14 protein-coding genes and 2 pseudogenes are annotated in these 15,268 nt (G+C 60.1%); 13 read left to right on the forward strand and 3 right to left on the reverse strand.

What is annotated here, in order from left to right:
* Window positions 1-41 precede the first annotated feature (41 nt).
* Complete coding sequence (gene petA / locus IVA91_RS00765) at window positions 42-572, reverse strand: ubiquinol-cytochrome c reductase iron-sulfur subunit (RefSeq protein WP_211407456.1); 531 nt, start codon at window positions 570-572, stop codon at window positions 42-44.
* Window positions 573-850: 278 nt separating this feature from the next.
* On the opposite strand from petA, the gene IVA91_RS00770 reads away from it, so the two are divergent.
* From IVA91_RS00770 to IVA91_RS00830, 13 genes are all read left to right on the forward strand, one after another.
* Window positions 851-1,318: a tRNA (cytidine(34)-2'-O)-methyltransferase gene (locus IVA91_RS00770; RefSeq protein ID WP_247458274.1), complete on the forward strand. Its 468-nt coding sequence runs from the start codon at window positions 851-853 to the stop codon at window positions 1,316-1,318.
* 10 nt (window positions 1,319-1,328) lie between these two features.
* Window positions 1,329-1,961: a 7-carboxy-7-deazaguanine synthase gene (gene queE / locus IVA91_RS00775; protein ID WP_247279623.1), complete on the forward strand. Its 633-nt coding sequence runs from the start codon at window positions 1,329-1,331 to the stop codon at window positions 1,959-1,961.
* A 112-nt stretch (window positions 1,962-2,073) separates the two neighbouring features.
* Complete coding sequence (gene hemF / locus IVA91_RS00780) at window positions 2,074-2,961, forward strand: oxygen-dependent coproporphyrinogen oxidase (protein WP_247279677.1); 888 nt, start codon at window positions 2,074-2,076, stop codon at window positions 2,959-2,961.
* The gene (locus tag IVA91_RS00785; protein ID WP_247279622.1) at window positions 2,952-3,695 is read left to right on the forward strand and encodes an HAD family hydrolase; all 744 of its coding nucleotides are present in this window, start codon (window positions 2,952-2,954) and stop codon (window positions 3,693-3,695) included. The genes hemF and IVA91_RS00785 overlap by 10 nt, the downstream gene beginning before the upstream one ends.
* Before the next feature lie 299 nt (window positions 3,696-3,994).
* Complete coding sequence (locus tag IVA91_RS00790) at window positions 3,995-4,207, forward strand: DUF2158 domain-containing protein (RefSeq protein WP_247279621.1); 213 nt, start codon at window positions 3,995-3,997, stop codon at window positions 4,205-4,207.
* Between the two features lie 424 nt (window positions 4,208-4,631).
* Window positions 4,632-5,033, forward strand: a complete 402-nt coding sequence (locus IVA91_RS00795) for a hypothetical protein (protein WP_247279620.1) — start codon at window positions 4,632-4,634, stop codon at window positions 5,031-5,033.
* 114 nt (window positions 5,034-5,147) lie between these two features.
* Window positions 5,148-6,050, forward strand: coding sequence for a hypothetical protein (locus tag IVA91_RS00800; RefSeq protein WP_247279619.1), 903 nt, complete (start codon window positions 5,148-5,150; stop codon window positions 6,048-6,050).
* Window positions 6,051-6,173: 123 nt separating this feature from the next.
* Window positions 6,174-9,542 carry an adenylate/guanylate cyclase domain-containing protein gene (locus IVA91_RS00805; RefSeq protein ID WP_247279618.1) on the forward strand — a complete coding sequence of 1,123 codons (3,369 nt, stop codon included), beginning with the start codon at window positions 6,174-6,176 and terminating at the stop codon, window positions 9,540-9,542.
* A gap of 357 nt (window positions 9,543-9,899) precedes the next feature.
* Window positions 9,900-10,115: a dodecin family protein gene (locus IVA91_RS00810; RefSeq protein ID WP_027529685.1), complete on the forward strand. Its 216-nt coding sequence runs from the start codon at window positions 9,900-9,902 to the stop codon at window positions 10,113-10,115.
* Between the two features lie 165 nt (window positions 10,116-10,280).
* Window positions 10,281-10,592, forward strand: coding sequence for a hypothetical protein (locus IVA91_RS00815; RefSeq protein WP_247279617.1), 312 nt, complete (start codon window positions 10,281-10,283; stop codon window positions 10,590-10,592).
* Window positions 10,593-10,747: 155 nt separating this feature from the next.
* A complete protein-coding gene (locus tag IVA91_RS00820; protein ID WP_247279616.1) occupies window positions 10,748-10,927 on the forward strand; it encodes a hypothetical protein in 180 nt (59 codons plus the stop codon).
* A 39-nt stretch (window positions 10,928-10,966) separates the two neighbouring features.
* A complete protein-coding gene (locus IVA91_RS00825) occupies window positions 10,967-11,296 on the forward strand; it encodes a GcrA family cell cycle regulator (RefSeq protein ID WP_247279615.1) in 330 nt (109 codons plus the stop codon).
* A 519-nt stretch (window positions 11,297-11,815) separates the two neighbouring features.
* Complete coding sequence (locus IVA91_RS00830; RefSeq protein WP_247279614.1) at window positions 11,816-12,193, forward strand: PRC-barrel domain-containing protein; 378 nt, start codon at window positions 11,816-11,818, stop codon at window positions 12,191-12,193.
* A gap of 297 nt (window positions 12,194-12,490) precedes the next feature.
* Here the strand turns inward: IVA91_RS00830 and IVA91_RS00835 are convergent.
* Window positions 12,491-14,105 (reverse strand): annotated as a pseudogene (locus IVA91_RS00835) (alpha-amylase family protein).
* 489 nt (window positions 14,106-14,594) lie between these two features.
* Window positions 14,595-15,131, reverse strand: a pseudogene (locus IVA91_RS00840) (sulfite exporter TauE/SafE family protein); the annotation flags it as partial.
* Between the last annotated feature and the right edge of the window lie 137 nt (window positions 15,132-15,268).

The raw sequence follows: 15,268 nt of genomic DNA on the forward strand, positions 1-15,268 counted from the left end.
TACGACGAGACGGCACGAAGCTTCGGACGTCGGTCCGAGGCTCAGCCGATCTGGATTTTGGTGTCGGAAACGAACTGGTACGGCGGCACCGGCAGGTTCGCGGGCGCGGGCCCCTGGCGGATGCGGCCGGACGAATCGTACTGCGACCCATGGCAGGGGCAGAAGAAGCCGTCGTAGCTGCCTTCATGAGCGATCGGGATGCAACCGAGATGGGTGCAGATGCCGATCACGACCAGCCACTGCTCGTGGCCGGACTTGACCCGGGCCTCGTCGCTCTGCGGATCGGGCAGGCTCGCCACGTTGACGGCGCGCGCTTCGTCGATCTGCTTCTTGGTGCGGTGGCTGATGTAGATCGGTTTGCCGCGCCAGAACACCTTGATGTCTTGGCCTTCGGCGATCGGGCTGAGATCGACCTCGATTGGCGCACCGGCGGCGATGGTCGAGGCATCCGGATTCATTTGCGAGATGAAGGGCCAGAGCGCGGCCGCGCCCCCTACTGCTGCGGCGGCCCCCGTTGCAACGAATAAGAAATCACGGCGTGTCGGATGGTCCGCCGAAGACGCTGTCGTCACGATTCCAACCCTTTCTTCTTATGCGGCCGGTGGAACCGCTCCGGGGGGCGCCCATGAGGTCCCCGGAAAGGCTGCCGGCGCCCGCGGCCCCCCCGCGGCGGCAGAACTTTGCGTGCTCGCACCTAAACAGGTGAAACAGCAGTCCAGAATCGTTCTATTGGCACCCTTGCCGGGCGAGCGCAAGCCCGCTATCGGCGCGGGAGCGTGCAATGCACGAATTCCCGGACGAGCGATGTTTTATTGAGACATTTCCGGCCGCAACCAGCCCCGCACAGCCCATGCAGATAGCTCTTTTCCAGCCCGACATTCCCCAGAACACCGGCACGATTCTCAGGCTCTGCGCCTGTCTGAACGTGGCCGCGCATATCATCGAGCCGGCTGGGTTCCCCGCTTCCGATCGGACGTTCCGCCGGGCGGGAATGGACTACCTCGACCATGTCAGCATCGTCAGGCACGATTCCTGGGCGAGGTTCGAGGACTGGCGTGCGGCACAAGGCTGTCGCCTGCTGCTGTTCACCACCAAAGGTGCGACCGACTACCGTGATTTTCGTTACCAGACGTCGGACATCCTGCTATTCGGGCGCGAGAGCGCCGGCGTCACCGACGCGGTGCTCGAGGCCGCGGATGCGCGGCTGGTGATTCCGATCAAGGCCGGCCTGCGGTCGCTCAATGTGGCCATGAGTGCGGCGATGGCCGCCGGCGAGGCGCTGCGTCAGCTCCGGACCCCTGAAAGCCCAAACGATTGAGGAGAGAGACTTGAGTTACGCGGTCAAGGAAATCTTCCTGACCCTGCAAGGCGAAGGCGCCCATGCCGGGCGCGCCTCCGTGTTCTGCCGCTTTGCCGGTTGCAACCTCTGGAGCGGCCGCGAGGCGGATCGCAACGAGGCGACCTGCAAATTTTGCGACACGGATTTCGTCGGCACCGACGGCACGCTCGGCGGCCGCTATGGCTCGGCCGCGGAACTCGCCGACACCATCGCCGCGCAATGGATCGCATCGGCCGACAACCGCTACGTGGTGCTGACCGGCGGCGAGCCGCTGCTCCAGGTCGATGCCGCGCTGGTCGACGCGCTGCACGCCCGCGGCTTCGAGATCGGCGTCGAGACCAACGGCACGATTGCAGCCCCCGAGGGGCTGGACTGGATCTGCGTCAGCCCCAAGGGCGGCAGCGAGCTCGTTTTGCGGCGCGGCCATGAGCTGAAGCTGGTCTATCCGCAGGTGCTCGCCCCGCCCGAGACCTTCGAGGGCCTCGCCTTCGAGCGCTTCTCGCTCCAACCGATGGACGGACCCGAGGTCGCCGAGAACACCGCACGCGCGATCGACTATTGCCTGCGCCATCCGCAATGGCGGCTCAGCGTGCAGACGCATAAGTCGCTCGGCATCAGATAGGTTTGGTAGACGGACAGATGCAAAGCTCACCCGCGTCAGCATCCACGGCGACAATTGCAACGAGAGCCGCACCTGTTTGGCGTCCGCAAGGGCTGACGAAATGACCGCGATAATGGATCCGACCCTGATCGAAGACCGCAAGGCCCGCGCGCGCGCGTGGTTCGAAGCCTTGCGCGACGACATCTGCGCGAGCTTCGAACAGCTGGAAGAGGACGTCCCGCCAAGCCTCTATCCGGGCGAAGCCGGCCGTTTCAAGCGCACCCCCTGGCAGCGCACCGATCATTCCGGCGCGGCCGGAGGTGGCGGCGTGATGTCGATGATGCATGGCCGTCTGTTCGAGAAGATCGGCGTGCATTGCTCGACGGTGCATGGCGAATTCGCCCCTGAATTTCGTGCTCAAATCCCCGGCGCCGCGGAGGATCCAAAATTCTGGGCCTCCGGCATCTCGCTGATCGCGCATCTGCGCAATCCGCACGTGCCCGCCGTGCACATGAACACGCGCTTCGTCGTCACCACCAAAGCCTGGTTTGGCGGCGGCGCGGACCTGACGCCGGTGCTGGAGCGCCGGCGCACGCAGGACGATGCCGACAGCATCGCCTTTCACGCCGCGATGAAACAGGCCTGCAACCAGCACAGCAGCGTCGCCGATTACGACAAGTACAAGAAGTGGTGCGACGAATATTTCTACCTGCCCCACCGGAAGGAGGCGCGCGGCATCGGCGGCATCTTCTACGACTGGCACGACAGCGGCGACTGGGACGCCGACCTCGCCTTTACCCAGGATGTCGGCCGCGCCTTCCTGCAGATCTATCCCGAACTGATCCGGCGCAATTTCGCGACAGCCTGGACCGCTGCGGATCGCGAGGAGCAATTGATCCGGCGCGGTCGCTATGTCGAGTTCAACCTGCTCTACGACCGCGGCACCATTTTCGGGCTCAAGACCGGCGGCAACGTGGATTCGATCCTTTCGTCGCTGCCGCCGGAAGTGAAATGGCCATGAAGCTTGCAATGCCGCCGCTCCCTCGCGCCATGCTGATCGACATGGACGACACCATCCTGTCGGCCTATGGCCGGCCTGAGATCGCCTGGAATACGATCACGGCCGAGTTCGCCGAAGAACTCGCGCCGCTGCCGCCGCCGCTGGTGGCGACCGCGGTGCTGACGTTCGCGCGAAACTTCTGGGCCAACGCGGAAGCCGCATGGCGGCTGAAGCTTGCCGAGGCCCGCCACCTCACGGTCAAGGGCGGCTTTGCCGCGCTCGCGGCCGCCGGCCATCGCGCCCTGCCCGATGACCTCGCCATTCGCCTCGCCGACCGTTTCACCGCCTATCGCGAGGAGGAGATGTTCGTCTTTCCCGGTGCGCATGCGGCGATCGACCAGTTGAAGGCGCTCGGCATCAAGCTCGCGCTGGTGACCAACGGCGCCGCCGACACCCAGCGCGCCAAGGTCGAGCGCTTCGAGCTCGCGCACCGCTTCCACCACATCCAGATCGAGGGCGAGCACGGCTTCGGCAAGCCCGAGGAGCGCGCCTATCTGCATGCGATGGAGGCGCTCGGCGTCACCGCGAAGGACACCTGGATGATCGGCGACAATCTGGAATGGGAAGTCGTGACGCCGCAGCGCCTCGGCATCTATTCGATCTGGATCGACGTGCATGGCGACGGCCTGCCCGAAGGCTCGATCGTCCGACCCGACCGCATCATCCGTTCGCTGACCGAGCTCCTGCCGGAGTAACCAAAGGCGAAAACAAAAATATCGAAAAACAACCCCATGCACAGTAGGCGCTGCTGCGAATTCAAGGACTTACGGCAAACGCAAACTCAACTTTCGATTTTTACGAAATCCTTTTGACACGCCGGGCAAAACAGGGGCATGATGGCATCGTCGCGGCCTTTGCGATGAAGGGCCCCTAGCCAGCGGCCCCGGCATCTGAGCGTTTCTGCACGGCACGCGCGGTCTCATCCGCCGTTTTCCGGATGTCATGACAAATTGCTAGCCTCGCGTCCGGGTCGATCAACTCGAAAGGACAATCCATGGAATTGAAGGCCGGCGATGTCGTGATGCTGAAATCCGGCGGTCAGCCGCTAACGGTTGCGGAGGTGAAGGAGAACGACGTGCTCTGCCTCTGGATGGGCATGGAAGGCGATCTGTTCCGCGAGACGCTGCCGCTGGCCACGCTCGTGCAGGTGGAAGAGGAAGAGAACGGCGAAGACGACGAGGATGAAGACGAGGACGACGAGGAATAAGCACACCTAAGAGCGCGCGCTGGTCAGATGCGAGTGCTCGTCGTTGGCCTCGCGCTTTTGGATAGGACTTCGACCAATTTCTCGACAAGCTCCGAATGGAGGAAGATTGGAGAGGCCGGGGGCCTATGCATTCCCAATTTCGAGCAACAAAGCGTGCCGCAATCGGCCGACGTTTAAATCGCAGCGCCCGTTAAAGGCGCGCTCGATATTTAAATTTTGTTTCCAATTCGTTTGGAGCTGATCAAACCGAAACCATCGCCAGCGTGGTCCCCCGGACTGGCACGATGGACTTATAAGCATGCGGCAGTGCTCGCTATTCTAACTTGCCATCCTAAGGTTATACAATTAAACTGCAAAAAATATATTGCATTTAAAAGATGCGGGCGGCGAGATGCCGAGCCTGTTTAATGAAGGAGGGCTGATCATGGCCATTAAAAAGAATGTCGTTTTGAGAGGCGCGGCAGCTCCGACAGAGGTGACGGTTCCAACCTTCTCCTTCGGCCCCAACGATTCCCTCGCACAGTTGATCGTCGACGCGTGGGTCGAAGACGATTTCCGAAATTCGTTGCTGGAACGGGAGGCGGACAACACTACCGTGACAGCCGCCGCCGCGAACCGAGCCAAAGTCGCACTCGCGGCGCGAGGTATCTATCTGAACCGCGCGGTCATCATCACGGAAGAAGAGCACGATAGTCACTACACGATGCAAAACCCTGATGAAGTCGTTTTTGTGCTGCCGAACAAAAGCCGCGTGACCCCTCGACCCGGCCAGTCACTTCTGGAAACGGCTCGCTTGCTGATGTCTTGTACACCCAACGGTATCTAGCGCTGTTACCGTTCGGTTCGAGGGGCGGCGCGCTCCGTCTCCAGCTTGAAGCTGTCCGAAGTGGCAACGGCAGACAGACGGTCCTGCTGAGCACTGCAGGTTGGGAGGTTTCTAATGACGCGGTTGAGGACGGAGTGGGTCAACGTCACGGGTGATATTTCAATCATTGCTCGCGACTCCGGACAGGTTTGGTTCCACACGACGGGTGGGACGAAAGGGAATGTAGATCCATTCGCGATGCCGATGATGGGCATGGGTACGGCGGGCAGCACGATCGGGCTGCTCGACGGCGCGATCAATCTCGGATTTGCCGCGATTGAAAAACGCCTCGCGCGTCCGGAGCAGACGCTCACCGGCTATGTAGTGGCCCTGGTCGGCGCCTATCACACCTCTGTCGATACGCCTCGAAATCTGCGGCGCGCCGCCAGCCGCTTCGAGGAGCTGGGCAGGCCCGAGGTCGCTGCCTACCTTGAAGAACGTGCACGCGAGGAGTCTGGTCACGATCGCCTCGCGCTCAAGGACCTGCGCGCGCTCGGTTTACCAGCCGAGCGACTCGTCACCAATTTCATCCCGCAGGGGATCAAGCCGCTCTGCAAGCGCTTTGATGACCTTTGCTCGCAGGACTACCCGATCGGCTGTATAGGGTACTCCTACTGCCTGGAGCGCATCGCCGCGCTCAAGCAGGAGGCGGACGTCGAGAAGGTCCAGGCGCTGTGTCCGGACGGCGTCGATGCGACCCGCTTCCTCAGAAGCCACAGCTCTCTCGGGAGTGAGGCCACACACGTCAAAGATACCATCGAGTTCGTCGCGTCCCTTCCTGCGAATGACCGTATCGCAGTCGTTCAGGAGACGTATGAATCGGCCCTGATCCTGGCGGAAGGCTATAATCACGAACTCCATAAATCCGAAGCCGAAATGGTCGACGAGCTTCGACAGGCGATCGGAGAAGCGCTCCCATACGGTCTCAGTTCAGGGCCTTCAGAAGACGAAGATTGCAGCGCTCGCCCCGCGGCTTGAGCGGAACAGCGCGACATCATCGCGGTTTTGCTGGGCCTGAGCGCGCAACCACGCACTGTTCCGGCGCCTCCGTGGTGAGATAGAATAAGGGGTCCTACGGCGGTTAAGAGGAGGACCTCTTCGATGACGAGGACAAACACCGACTTAGCCGAGTGGCTGGCCAGACACGGTCTAGGCGAGTACGCCCAAGCCTTCGCGGAAAACAACATCGAGTATTCCGTCCTTCCGGACCTGACGGAAAATGATCTCAAGCAAATTGGAGTTTCGTCCTTAGGCCACCGCAAGAAGCTGCTTAGGGCGATTGAAGCCTTGACCGCTTCAGGCCAGCTCGGCGGCGCAACGCTTGTGGGTTCAAGAGTGGCTGCGGCGTCGCCCTCCGTTGCGCAGCATCGCGAACCTGAATTCCGTCAGATCACGGTGCTGTTCAGCGACCTTGTGGCTTCTACACAGCTCTCGGAGAAGCTGGACCCTGAGGATCTCCAAAAACTCATCGACGCATACCGTGAGGAATGCAGCACCGCGATCGGGCGGTATGGCGGTGAGGTGGCCCGCTATTTCGGCGATGGCGTCATGGCATTTTTCGGCTGGCCCTCCGCTCACGAGGATGACGCCATTCGTGCTGTTCACGCCGCACTGGAGATCGCGTCCGGGGTCCCGAAGATTTCAGGTCCGGTTCCTCTGTCTTGTCGAGTGGGTGTTTGCTCTGGACCGGTTGTTGTCGGTGACATTGGAGACAGCGGCAGGTGGTCGATGGACGCGGTGGGGGAGACGCCGAACATTGCGGCGCGCCTGCAGGCCCTTGCCGCTCCAGATACGGTACTCATCTCAGAGACAACGAGGCGTCTCATATCGGCGGCTTTTGATTTTCAGGACCTGGGGATCCAGGAACTCAAGGGTGTGACTCAGCCCGTTCATTTGTATCGCGTGCTGGCGGCTAAATACACGGTCAGCCGCTTCGAGGCTGCGCATGCGGGCTCTCTAACTCCGCTCATTGGACGCTCAAGCGAACTGAGCCTGCTGCTCGACAGGTGGCAGAAGGTCAAGGAGGGTGATGGCCAAGTCATACTCCTCTCGGGCATCCCGGGAGTCGGAAAGTCGAGGCTGCTCCACGAGTTGAAATCGCATATTCAGCAGGAACCGCATATTTTGCTGCATCATCAGTGCTCGCCCTACCACAATCAGAGCGCGTTCTTCCCCGTCATCGAGCAGATCCAACATTTGGCCCAAATAACAGCGCGCGAGCCTGATGCAGACAAGCTCGCCAAGCTCAGGGCTTACCTTCCCGATAATTCCACCGGGCCGGTCCTGCTGGTCGCCAGACTGCTATCCATCCCCGTGCATGATCACCTCCAACTATCCGGCCTGACCCCGCAGCAAATAAAGAACAGAACCATAAGCACGCTTGTCGATATGCTGTTGGCGTTCTCCGTCCAAGGGCCGACGCTCTGCATCTTTGAGGATGCACACTGGCTCGATCCGTCGACGGTTGAGCTGCTTGACTTGATTATCAGCCGGATCGGCCACGCCCGCGTGCTGCTTGTCGTGTCCTGCCGGCCGGAGTTCCGCCCTGCGTGGATCACTCATGCGAATATCTCCGTGCACTCGCTGACTCGACTATCGCAGGCGGAAGTGAAGGCGATGATTCGAGGTCTGTTGAGGGGCGGGAGAATGCCTCAACCGCTGCTGGACCAGATTATCGAAAAAGCCGATGGCGTCCCGCTGTACATCGAGGAACTGACAAACAGTATGTTGAGCGCACCTGTACTCGGTCGAGGTGCGTCCGAGCGGACGGCACAAGCTGCATTGCTCAGGGTTCCGGACACGCTGAGTGACGCATTGATGGAGCGGCTCGACCGCGTTGCGCCAAGTCGCAAACTTGCAATGATTGCGGCGGTGATTGGGCGCGAGTTCTCCTATGATCTCTTGTCGGCTGTATCGCAACTCGACGAAGATAAAATGCTGACAGCACTCTCGCTGCTCGAACAGGCTGACATCGTATATCGAGTCGACATTTCGCCTTCCCTCCGGTTCGCGTTCAAACATGTGTTGCTGCGCGATGCGATCTACGATTCCCTGCTCAGGAGCAAAAAACAGCAGATCCACGCCGAGATCGCCACAGTCCTGGAGCATCAGTTTCCGGAGCTTGCGGAAAATCAGACCGAAGTCCTGGCGTATCATCATCAGGAAGCAGGCAATCACAGTGCAGCTATCCGTTATTGGTTCAAATCCGGGCAGCGCGCACTCGCGCACTCCGCCAACATCGAAGCGATTGCCAGTTTTCGAAGTGCGCTTGAGCTTCTGAAAACGCTGCCCGAAACCCCCGAGCGGACCAAACAAGAGACCGAGGTTCAATTGGCGCTGGGGATACCGCTTATCGCCGTCAAAGGATATGCCTCCACGGAAACACGCGAAGCGTTTTCCAGAGCCCGCGCATTATGCCTGCGTCTCGGCGACATCCCTGAATATTTCCAGGCCCTGTTTGGGTTGTGGGGACACTCATGGATGGGTGGAAGGAATGATGAGGCCCTCAGCATGGCCGATGAGTTTCTGTTGCGGTCACGAGACTTGTCTGACCCCGTGCTGGCGATGGTGGCTCACAGAGTGATGGGCAGCACGTTGTTGACCATCGGGGACTTCCAATCCTCAGCGAACCATTTCGAAGAGACGATCAGGCTCTCGATCAGCGAAGGAAGACAGCCTCTTCATCAGCTTTACGTGGTGGAGCCTCAAGCGGCTTCACTGCTGCTTCAGTCCTGGGACTTGTGGTTTCTCGGCTATCCCGATCGAGCCCTTTCGCGCGTATCAGAAGCGCTCGCCCTGGCTCAGGATCTTGCTCACCCGTACACAGTGGCATTTGCTCATTACATGACCTCTGTCGTGCACCTGCTGCGCGGGGACGCCGCTCGCGCTCTCGAAAACGCACAGAGCAGCTTTGAAATGTCACAAGAACAGCGGTTTTCGCTGTACGCGATTTTATCGAGAATTTCTCGAGGCCGGGCTGTCGGCGAGCTTGGCCGGATCGAGGAGGCCCGATCCGACATCGCACTGGGAATCGATGAAGCGCGGCAAAACGGTGTCGGTTTCATGCTGCCAATGATGAATAGCTGGCTGGCAGAGATTGACGCCAAGGTCGGCGAGAATGAACGCGCACTATCATTGATCGAGGGGCTTCTGGCCGGCGTAGGTGATGTGACAGGCAGGGCATGGGAGTCGGAATTGCACCGGCAAAAAGCCCAAATTCTCCTATCGCTCGTCCCATCGAAAGTCGGCGACGCCGAGTCTCATCTTAGGAGATCCATTGAAGTGGCGCGTGGTCAAAGCGCCAAATCCTTGGAGTTGCGCGCCGCCACAAGCCTCGCAGAACTCTGGCGGAGGCAAGGAAGGATTGATGAGGCGCGCACGCTGCTAGAACCGATCTGCGATTGGTTTGACGAAGGAACCGAAACGGCCGACCTCAAGCGTGCGCGCGATTGTCGGCGTGCACTGCATTGATCCCGCCGCTCACAGCGCGTTGCGGTGGTCGAGTGCATCCGCTCTATGCGAACCCTATTGCAATTGCGCCTCCGCCAGCAAACGCATTGCCCTGGATTCGCAACAAAGATGCCCGCCCCCCGCGCGCCAAACCTCCGATATCTCTAGGAGTCAAACAGGAAAGTGACAGCCGACAGGACCCTTTTCCGGCGACCCGCTCTGAGGACATAATGACGCTGGTACGGCAGGTTAGCTCGGCCAAGAGCCGCCCTCGCCAAATGCAGTTTGTCCCTTCCCGGCTCCGGGAGCATGCCCGAGACGTATCAGCATCGATATTCTGGTGTTAGATTTCCTGCTCCTACCGAATAGGAGGACGACATGCCCGATAGCGTCTACAAGGTCATTGAACTGGTCGGTACCAGCACCGACTCCTGGGAGAAGGCGGCCGCCAATGCGGTCGAGCAAGCTGCAAAATCTCTCCGAGATCTTCGCATTGCAGAGGTCGTCAAGCTCGACATGCAACTGGATGACAAGGGAAAAGTCGAGGCTTATCGCGCCAAGCTCAACGTATCGTTCAAGTTCGAGGGCTCCTGAGCCTCAGCACCTCGCCCCCACTCGCGGGGCGAGGATGGCTCATTGGAAAAGGCGCGTCGCCCAGTCCGCCCAACCGGACGCTGTGGCCCGTCCCGGAAGTCGGCCCTAGTCCGACCGGGGCCGATATGCTTTGATGCGAGGGGGCGTGTAGCGCGTGGTGGCCCCATGTACATGGTCATTCGCAAGTACACCAAGGTTCGCTCGGTGGCGGACGCCGCTCGTCGCGCCAAGAGCGGCGTAGGTGAGATCCTCAGGCAATCGCACGGATTCAGATCTTACCATGTGCTGGATGCGGGCGACGGCGTTGGTATCGCCGTGATGATATTTGACGACCGGGAGAGCGCCAACGCAGCGAACGCCAAGATACTGGCGTTTGTGCAGGCGAGTCTGCATGATCTCGATCTTGGGGTTCCCGAAGTCACCACCGGCGAGGTCTTGGTGAACATCGAGTCTGATGGGTCTTCGGGCATAAAGTAGCGGCAAACATCACCAGTTGCGTGGCGGATGCCGCCCCCTGCTCTGGTCATTGACCTGGTGTCACCCTCGGGCTTGCAACGATCGCACCCTGAACATCCGTGTGCCGCCCGTCAGGAATATTCGACTGCGCGTGCTTTTCGAGGAGCAGCAACGACATGAAGCAACACACCTCCGAAGCATTTTCCACCACAGCGATCGGCTGGACACCGCTGATGCTTATGGGCATCGCGATGCCGCCCCGGGATCCCGACGAGGAGGATGAGGAGGACGAAGACGACGATGAAGAAGATGACGCTGACGAACCAGCAGTCGTGCGCGAGCCGGACGATGACTAGACTAGCCTGCATCTGGCAGTCGGCGCTATAGTATCTCCCATGGGCTGGGATGCGAAAGACATAGCGCTGCTCAAAAGGCTCTGGTCCGCAGGACAGAGCGCGGCGCAGATTGCGCGCCGTCTCGGGTGCAGCCGTAACGCAGTCTGCGGCATGCTGACCCGTCTGAGCCTGAAGCGCGGCCGCAAGCCGCCTACGGCACGGCCCAAGATAAGGCCGCCCCCGAAACTGAGGCCGACATCATCGGCAGCCTGCGCCCGTCCAGTCGCACAGAAGGTGTCGTCGAGTACGGCAAAGAGGCCGCAGCCCAAGGAACTCAGCAAGCAGCAGCTTTACGCCATTCTGGCTGAGGCGGTCAGAAACACCGGCTAAGAACTCACATGAATGTCGATGCGCTCCTGTCAGTGCCTGGCGCAGTTCGACGGGTTCGGCTGTCGTGTACCCTCCCAAGGCTCATGTGCTTCGGGTCAGAAATCTCGGTTTGAGATCACAACAGTAAGGTCGTATCTGGCTCCGGTAGTAGGTCTGCGCTGAGCTATCGACCTATTCAGCTGTGGACGCAGAAGCGGTCACCGCGCAGCGGGTTATTCGGGCAAGCCCGCTTTCCGAAGCCCCTCTCGCCAACGCACAGTCTACCGGCGCGCTTGTTTCAGCCCTGTTACGAACCAGGATCGTACTTGGCGCTTCTCGGCTCACGGCGGAGAAGGCCGGAAGACGCCATACGCATCGCACGCACCGCCTGCCCCTCGGAGCGACCAGGGCTAGGTTTTTACAACCGATATGAGCCGTGGTTCGGTTGGTGATCGAGCTGCGACACGATGTTCTAAGGTAGGAACGCCCCCGTGGCGGCCGAGTTAAGAGGGCAAAACCACCTATCAAGGAGGCAAAGTCATGGCCCGCGCAACAGCTCATCCGGATCATCACTGCATCTCAAGCGAGGACATTCAAGGAACCGAGGTTTATGGAGCAGATGGGACGAATATCGGTGAGATTGATCACCTCATCATCGACAAGGTGTCAGGCCGAGTGGCTTATGCAGTCATGAGCTTCGGCGGATTTGTTGGCTTGGGTCATAGCCACTACCCCATTCCCTGGAGTGCTCTGACCTATGACACGTCGCTTGGCGGTTTTCGAACCAACATCACAGAGCAACAGCTGAGGGACGCGCCTGAGTTCAGCGATGATTCCTTGCAGGATCGAGACTGGGAAACACGAACCCACCGGTATTATGGGACACCCACCTACTGGGAAGGACGAGGTGGCCTGTAACGCCAGGCGGCGCATCAGAACATTTCCAACCGTGAGTGCCGGCTGAATTGATCGGCGGGCGCTCATGGGGTGACGGCGGATTTGATCCCGCCGACTGAAGCTGGTGCTAGGCGGTGCTCTCCGCAAAGGGCCTCAATCGAGGCCCTCTTGCCGTGGGGCTTATCGATGAGGTTAGCTGCGAGAGATCGTTCAACAAAGTTCAGCCGCTTCCAGTGTTCATTGGCGGCCCTGCGCCCAAAGAATGCCAGCCGCAGCATCGGCGAGCGGGCGTAATCGCCGAGGATGCTGCTCACTGGCTCAGTCGAGGCGAAACCACCGATAGCCATAGCCATCAAGCTCGATAAGAGTGGCGTCGGCGGTAAGGTTGGAATCGTAAATTCGGTTACCGAATATATCGGTCAGCTTCCGTCCCTTCGGAATATCCCAGATCTCCGTGCTGCAGCTCGTCTGTGATAAATTGTGCAGCACCAGCACGAATTTGCCTTGCCAAACGAAATGTTGGATCAAGACAGCGGGACAGTTGCTTTCGGGTACGGTGCATTCACCCCAGCCGATCTCCGGGCACGACTGGCGCATTTCGACCAGACGCCGCAACCAATTGAACAGCGAATCCGGGTCGCGTTGCTGGGCAATCGCATTCACGTTGGCTGGTGCGTATTGGCCCTCGCGGATCACATGATGAAGCAAACGATTCCCCGGCCGCGTGGAGAATCCGGCGTTTTCGTCGTCCGTCCATTGCATGCACGTACGGACAGGCCATCGCTCAGGAAGCGTCAGATCGTCGCCCATTCCCAGTTCGTCGCCGTAGTAAATGACCGGTGTACCAGGAAGACTGAACAGCAGGCTGAATGCCAGCTCGATGCGGCGGCGATCGTTTCCGAACATGCAGGCGAGCCGCCGCCGAATTCCCCGTCCGTAAAGCTGCATTTTGCGGGTTGGAGCGAATGCAGCATAAACTTCGTCGCGCTCTTCAGAAGTTAAACGGCCGAGGTCCAGCTCATCATGATTGCGTAGAAATTGAGCCCAGTGTGCGAATTCGGGGCAGCTGGCTCATGCAGCGCCGCAGCGGTTCGGCACTTTCCCGTGCAAGTGCAAGGAACAAGTGCTGGTTCAGTAGGAACGCAAATAGCATGTGGATCCGCGATCCATCGCCAAAATAATGCTGAAGCTCCGTGGGAGCTACATTTGCTTCCGCCAGCAACACCGCATCACCTTTGCGCCAGGACAGGAAATTGCGGAGCTCGGCGAAAAACTCATACCGAGGCTTCGCCGGACGATCTGGACGTATTTCCTCCACGACGAACGGTGCAGCGTCTATTCGGAATCCCGAAACACCGAGTTCAAGCCAGAAGCCGAAGATCCTGAAGATTTCTTCGCGGACGGCAGCGCAGGCTATGTTGAGGTCAGGTTGATGTTGGTAAAACCGGTGATAATACCACGAGCGCGCGCAGAGGTCGTAAGTCCAGACGCTGAGTTGAAACCCGGGAAATACGACGCCTTCTGTGCTATTTTCGGGTTCGCTGGTTGACCAGACGTAATATTCCCGAAACGGCGACGACGGGTCGGCGCGAGCCTGCTGAAACCATGGGTGCCTGTCCGAAGTGTGATTGATGGGAAGATCGACTATCAGCCGCAATCCGCGCAGTCGGGCCTGATGACTGAATTCGACGAAATCGCCCAACGTTCCGAGTGCCGGCGCGATGTTGTAGTAATCCGTGACATCGTAGCCGTGGTCTAGTCCGGGACTGGGATAAAATGGAAGCAACCACAGGCAATTTACGCCGAGTTGAGCGATATGATCGAGCTGCTCGGTTAGTCCCTTGAAATCGCCGATCCCGTCTCCGTTGCCGTTCTTGTAGGTGGCTACGTTGAGGCTGTAGATCACGGCGTTCTTGTACCAGAGGTCGAGCAAGCGCCGACTTCCTTTGCTGGTGAGCGAGCGAACGGCTTGCAGGTAACCACCAGTGTGGACAGTCGTTCCGGGAATTAGTGGCAATGGGACGCAATGGGACCTGGGCGGGCGTGCGCGTTTAGGTCGCGTCCAATTTGACCGAAAGCATTGCAGGGCGTCCTTTAGGACGCCACAAGTCGTTGCGCGCGTCCCTGACCGCAACCCACCAGCGTCGGCCGAGCACAGCAATTGTGGCGACACCAAAGGAGCGAGTATCCGAAGGCCAGAGCAGGTCCGGGAAGATAGGCTACTCTTCAGAGGCACGAGCTCCACGCCGTGGCGCGACGAACCTTATCGGAAGGCGCCAATGTCTCGGTTGGGCCATAAGCCGCCGATGATGGCCAAGCGGGGCGACTTTCGGTTTGGGCTCGGAAGCCGACTTTTGTGAGTACACGCTCGGAGGAAGTTCGATCCCCGGTCCATGCACCAATCCCCGGTGAGCGGCGTCATCTACGCGACGAGCTGCCTTGCGGCGGCAGAGATCATCACCAGTCCGCCCGTGATCACCGCCACGTCGAGGATCGCGGTGTGGATGTGGATCGGCATCCGCTCGACGAAGGCTTTTGCGAGGAACGCACCGGGAATCGCAATCGCGCCGACCAGCAGCGCAAAGGCGAGCACCTGCGCGGTCACCGCGCCGGCAAGGCCGAACACCGAGATCTTGATCAGGCCGGTGCCGAGCGAGATCATCGCATCGGTAGCGATCACCGCGGCGCCTTCGAGGCCTGCGGCCACCAGCAGCGAGAGCAGGATCACGCCGGAGCCCGAGGTGCCGCCGACCAGCACGCCGTAGCCGACCGAACCGGCCGCAAGGCCGGTATCGCCGATCCTGAGCTCGCGACGGCGCAGCACGCGGCGCAGCGGTACGCTCAGGATCAGCATGGTGCCGATCACGAGCGCCGCGCCCGCATTGGTCAGACGCGTGTAACCGTAGGCGCCGAGCGCGGTCGTCAGCGCCGCGCAGGCGAGCACGTCCATCGCTCGACGTTCGGTCTCCCTCAAACAGCCGAAATGGCAACGCCGCGCGCGTTGGGCAGTTTAGGGCCACAACAGACCTCAGCCAAGAGAGCTTGCCACTGGGCTTTGTTGTCCGCAGATGGAGGCTTTGCTGCCTACGTGGTAGA

The sequence above is a fragment of the Bradyrhizobium sp. 153 genome (assembly GCF_023073835.1).
In the GTDB taxonomy this organism is placed as follows: Bacteria; Pseudomonadota; Alphaproteobacteria; order Rhizobiales; family Xanthobacteraceae; genus Bradyrhizobium.